Origin of the sequence: Humidesulfovibrio sp. (assembly GCF_035560995.1) — a bacterium.
In the GTDB taxonomy this organism is placed as follows: Bacteria; Desulfobacterota; Desulfovibrionia; order Desulfovibrionales; family Desulfovibrionaceae; genus Humidesulfovibrio.
On sequence record NZ_DATMYK010000257.1, the window covers coordinates 1 to 3,923 of the forward strand.

Here is a 3,923-nt window from a genome sequence, read left to right on the forward strand (position 1 = left end):
CGGACCCCCTCGGCGGCAAGCTGTCCCGCCAGGGTGAGCCCCATGCCGCCAAGCCCGCCGGTGATGACCACGCAAGCCTCCGGCGAAAGGGCCGGGAAGGCGGCGGCGGACGCAGCAAGGGGCGCAAGGCCGCGCACGCGCAGGCTTCCGTCCGCGTCGACGACGCAGGGGCCGTCCAGGCGGCCAAGGCCGTCCAAGAGCGTGCGCAGGGCTTCCGGCGTCTGCGCCGCCAGCTCCACGTAGGCGCTTGAAATCAGCGGTTCTTCCTGGGGCAGGCACAACAGGGGCCCCAGCAAGAGGGCCTGTTCCGGCGCGGAACCGACGCTCAGGAGCCCGCCGTCGGCCACGGCGGTGACGCGCAAGGGACTGCGCAGGCGGGCCCGGCAGATCTCCTGCAACAGGTTGGCGAAGGGCCAGGTCGCATCGCCAGGCGAAGGCAGGTGCACGATGTGGCGGATTTCGCCGTGCGCGATCTCTTGGGCCAGGGCCTGGCGTCCGGCGTCCGTCTCCGGCAGATCGCGCCTCAGTCCGGCGCGCGCGGACAGGGCTTCCCCAAGGGCTCCGCCGCCCGCGCCGAGCAGCAGGAACGCGCCTTCCGAAGGCGGCGCCGCAAGCGGCGGTCCGGAGGGCACCCAGTCCTCGGCGTAGAGCAGCGGGCGCGTTCCGGCGGCGTCCTGGCCATCGTCCAGGCCATTGCCCGGGCCATCGCCCTGACCATTGGCCTCGTCCGGCCGGGCCTGGGCGAGCGAGAGGAACAGCATGCCGTTCAGCTCGGCCAGCACGTTGCCGCCAGGGTCCATGACCGTGCAGCGCGCCGTGACCATGCCGGGCTGCCTGTCCGTTATCTCCACATGGGCCAGGACGCGGGCGGGCAGCGGGCGGTGCAGGCGCAGTTCCGCGCAACGGGCGGGCACGTAGCCGGACAAGCCGTGCAGGGCCAGGCTTGCGGCCACGTCCAGCATGGCCGGGTGCCAGCGGAAGCTGTGCAGGTCGTGCCGGAAGGCCTCGGGCAGCTCCACCCGCGCCAGCAGGCGGCCGCCGTCGCCGGAAACCAGAAGCTCCTGGCGGCAGAGCCAGCGCTCGCCCACGCTGACCGGCCCCAGGTCGCCCCGCGCTTCAAAGGCGCGCAGGCCTTGGCGCAGGGAGGCGAGATCCAGCGCGGGCGGCTGCGCCGGGGCGAGGGGCCGCACTTCGGCGCTGGCCGCCACGCTCCACGCCGCGCCATCGTAATGATGCACTTCCACGGACAAGCCTTCGCCGCGCTCCTGCACCAGCAGCGTGGCCCGGCTGCCCGGAACAGAGGTCACGGGCCTGCGCCAGCGCAAATCCGCAATGCGCAGCGGCAATCCGCCCGCAACGCCGCCGATGAGGTCCGGCATGGCCATGCCCACAAGGGTGGGCACGCCGTTCAGGCGGTGCTCCGCCACGGGCCAGAACTCGGGCCGGTCGATGCCGATTTCATAGGCATCGCCCGCGGGCGTGCGCGTGGGGCCAAAGAGGAATTTCTCCGCAAACCTGGGCCACAGCGGCACGCGGGCCAGGGGCGTGGCGGGCAGGTGCGCCCGGTGCAAGGGGCGGCCTGCGGGCCAGACGAGCGCCTGCCCGTTCAGGAAGGCCTGGGCCGCGGCCTCCGCCTGTTCCCGCGTGGCGCAGGCGGCGGACGCGGCCGGAGCGTCCTCACCGGTTCCGCGCCGCTGCCGCCCGGCGCAGACGGCCGGGACGTCCTCGTTGAGAGCCTCCAGCAACTCCTGACGGGACTGCGCGACGATGGCCGCGCGCAGTTCCAGATGTTCACGGCCCGTCGCCAGGGTGGCGGCGACGGCATGCAGAGGCAGGGCCTCGTCGCGGGCCAGGGCCTTGCGCAGGCTCTGGCGGCATTCGCGCAAGCCCTGCTCGTCCTGGGCGGAAAGAGGCACGCAGAACCACGCGCCGTCATCCTCGGGCAGCACGGCTGGCGCATGCTCCGCGACGACGACGTGCGTGTTCACGCCGCTCAGGCCGAAGGCGCTTACGCCGCAGCGCCAGGGGCGCTCCGCCTGCGGCAGCGGGGTAAGGGCCTGGGGCACCCGCACCGGGGCGGCGGCGAAATCGATGTGCGGATTGGGCCGCGTAAAATGCGGCTGCGGCGGCACAAGGCCCTTCTCCAGGCACAGCACGGCCTTGGCCAGGCCCACAGCCCCGGCGGCGGCGTCCAGGTGCCCCAGGTTGCCCTTCACGGAGCCGATGGGAGCCTTGTCCAACCGGCGTGCTCCCGTCTGGGCGAAGGCCCGGCTCAAGCCCTCTATCTCCACCGGATCGCCGAGGATGGTGGCCGTGCCGTGGGCTTCGAAGAAGCTGATGTCCGCCAGGGAGACCTTGGCGTTCGCCGCCGCCTGGGCGATGACCGCGGCCTGGGCATCCGGATTGGGCGCGGCGATGCTGGAGGCTCTGCCGTCCTGGTTCACGGCGCTGCCCGCGATGACCGAGCGGATGGCGTCGTGGTCGCGCAGGGCGTCGTCAAGGCGCTTGAGCACGAACACGGCCGCGCCCTCGCCCGCGCCCACGCCGTCGGCTTCGGCGTCGAAGGTCCTGGTCCGGCCGGAGGTGGCCTCGATGGTGAAGGCCTTGTCGGCCTTGATGGGCAGGTCGATGGTGTGCGCCCCGCCCACGAGCGCCACGCAGCATTCACCCCGGCGCAGGCTGGCGCAGGCGTCGTGCACGGCCTTGAGCACAGAGGAGCAGGCCGTGTCGACCATGGCCGCGGGGCCGCTCCAGTTCTTGAGGTGGCTCAGGCGCGCCATCATGTTGGAGGGCACGTTGAGCAGGTAGATCTGCTCCGCCTGATCCGGGAAGGCCCTGCCCACCGCGTCCTGGAACAGCCGGTACGGGCTTGCGCCCACAAAGACGCCCACTGCGGCGTCCTCAAGGGCCGCGCCGCCGTAGCCCGCGTCGTCCAGGGCCCGCAGCGCGGCCTCCAGGAACACGCGCTGTTTGGGGTCGAACAGGCTGGCGTCGCCCGGAGACATGCCGAAACGCTTGCAGTCAAAGGACGAAATGTCGGAAAGATACGCGGCCTCGCGCAGCTTCGAGGCGTCGAAGGCGTAGCCCACGGCCTCGAAGATCTGGCGCACCTCGCGCTGGCGCTTTTCCGGCAGGGGCACGTTCTTGTCAGCGCCAGCGGCCAGATCGTCCCAGAAGCGCTCCGTGTCCTCGTAGTCGCCGATGCGCACGGCCATGCCGATGATGGCCACGGGTGCGTCCTGCGCGACTGATGCGGAAACCGGCCGCCCGTCGCCGTGCGCCTGCTTCGCCTGGCCTGTTTGCTCAATGAGCTGCGCCTGGGCCCGGATGCTGCTCGCCGAGAACAGGCTGGCCAGGGTGAACACGCCGGGCCAGCGCTCCTCCAGCAGGGCGTGCAGCTGCACGAGGAGCAGCGAGTTGCCCCCGGCCTCGAAAAAGCCCAGGTCCGCGCCGCGCACGTCCACCTCAGGCATCACCCGCCGCCAAAGGGCGGCCACCGCGCCCTGCAGGGCGCCTTCCTCCGCCACCCCGGCGGCGGCGGAACTGCCGGGCGCAAGCTGCGCCCCTTTGAGACGTTTGCGGTCCGCCTTGCCGGAAGGGCTCAAGGGAATCTCGGCCACGGTGTGGAACAACGCCGGAATCATATACTCCGGCAGGATGTCGGCCAATTCGTCGCGAATGCCGCGCAGGGTCGGCGCCGCATTCCCGCGCGGCAGCAGGAAGGCCTCCAGCGCGTCGTGCCCGCCCACGCGGCAGGCCCGCACCACGGCCTGGGCCACGCCCGCGCAACGACCGAGGGCCGCCTCCACCTCGCCCAGCTCGATGCGGTGTCCGCGCACCTTGACCTGGTCGTCGTTCCTGCCCAGGTACTCGATGCTGCCGTCCGGCAGCCAGCGGCCAAGGTCCCCGGTGCGGTACATGCG

The 3,923-nt window shown here is 72.1% G+C and carries 1 protein-coding gene; it reads right to left on the bottom strand.

The window, feature by feature from the left end:
• The coding region (locus tag VN419_RS10015) for a beta-ketoacyl synthase N-terminal-like domain-containing protein (RefSeq protein WP_325647053.1) at window positions 1-3,923 on the bottom strand (3,923 nt) is incomplete at both ends.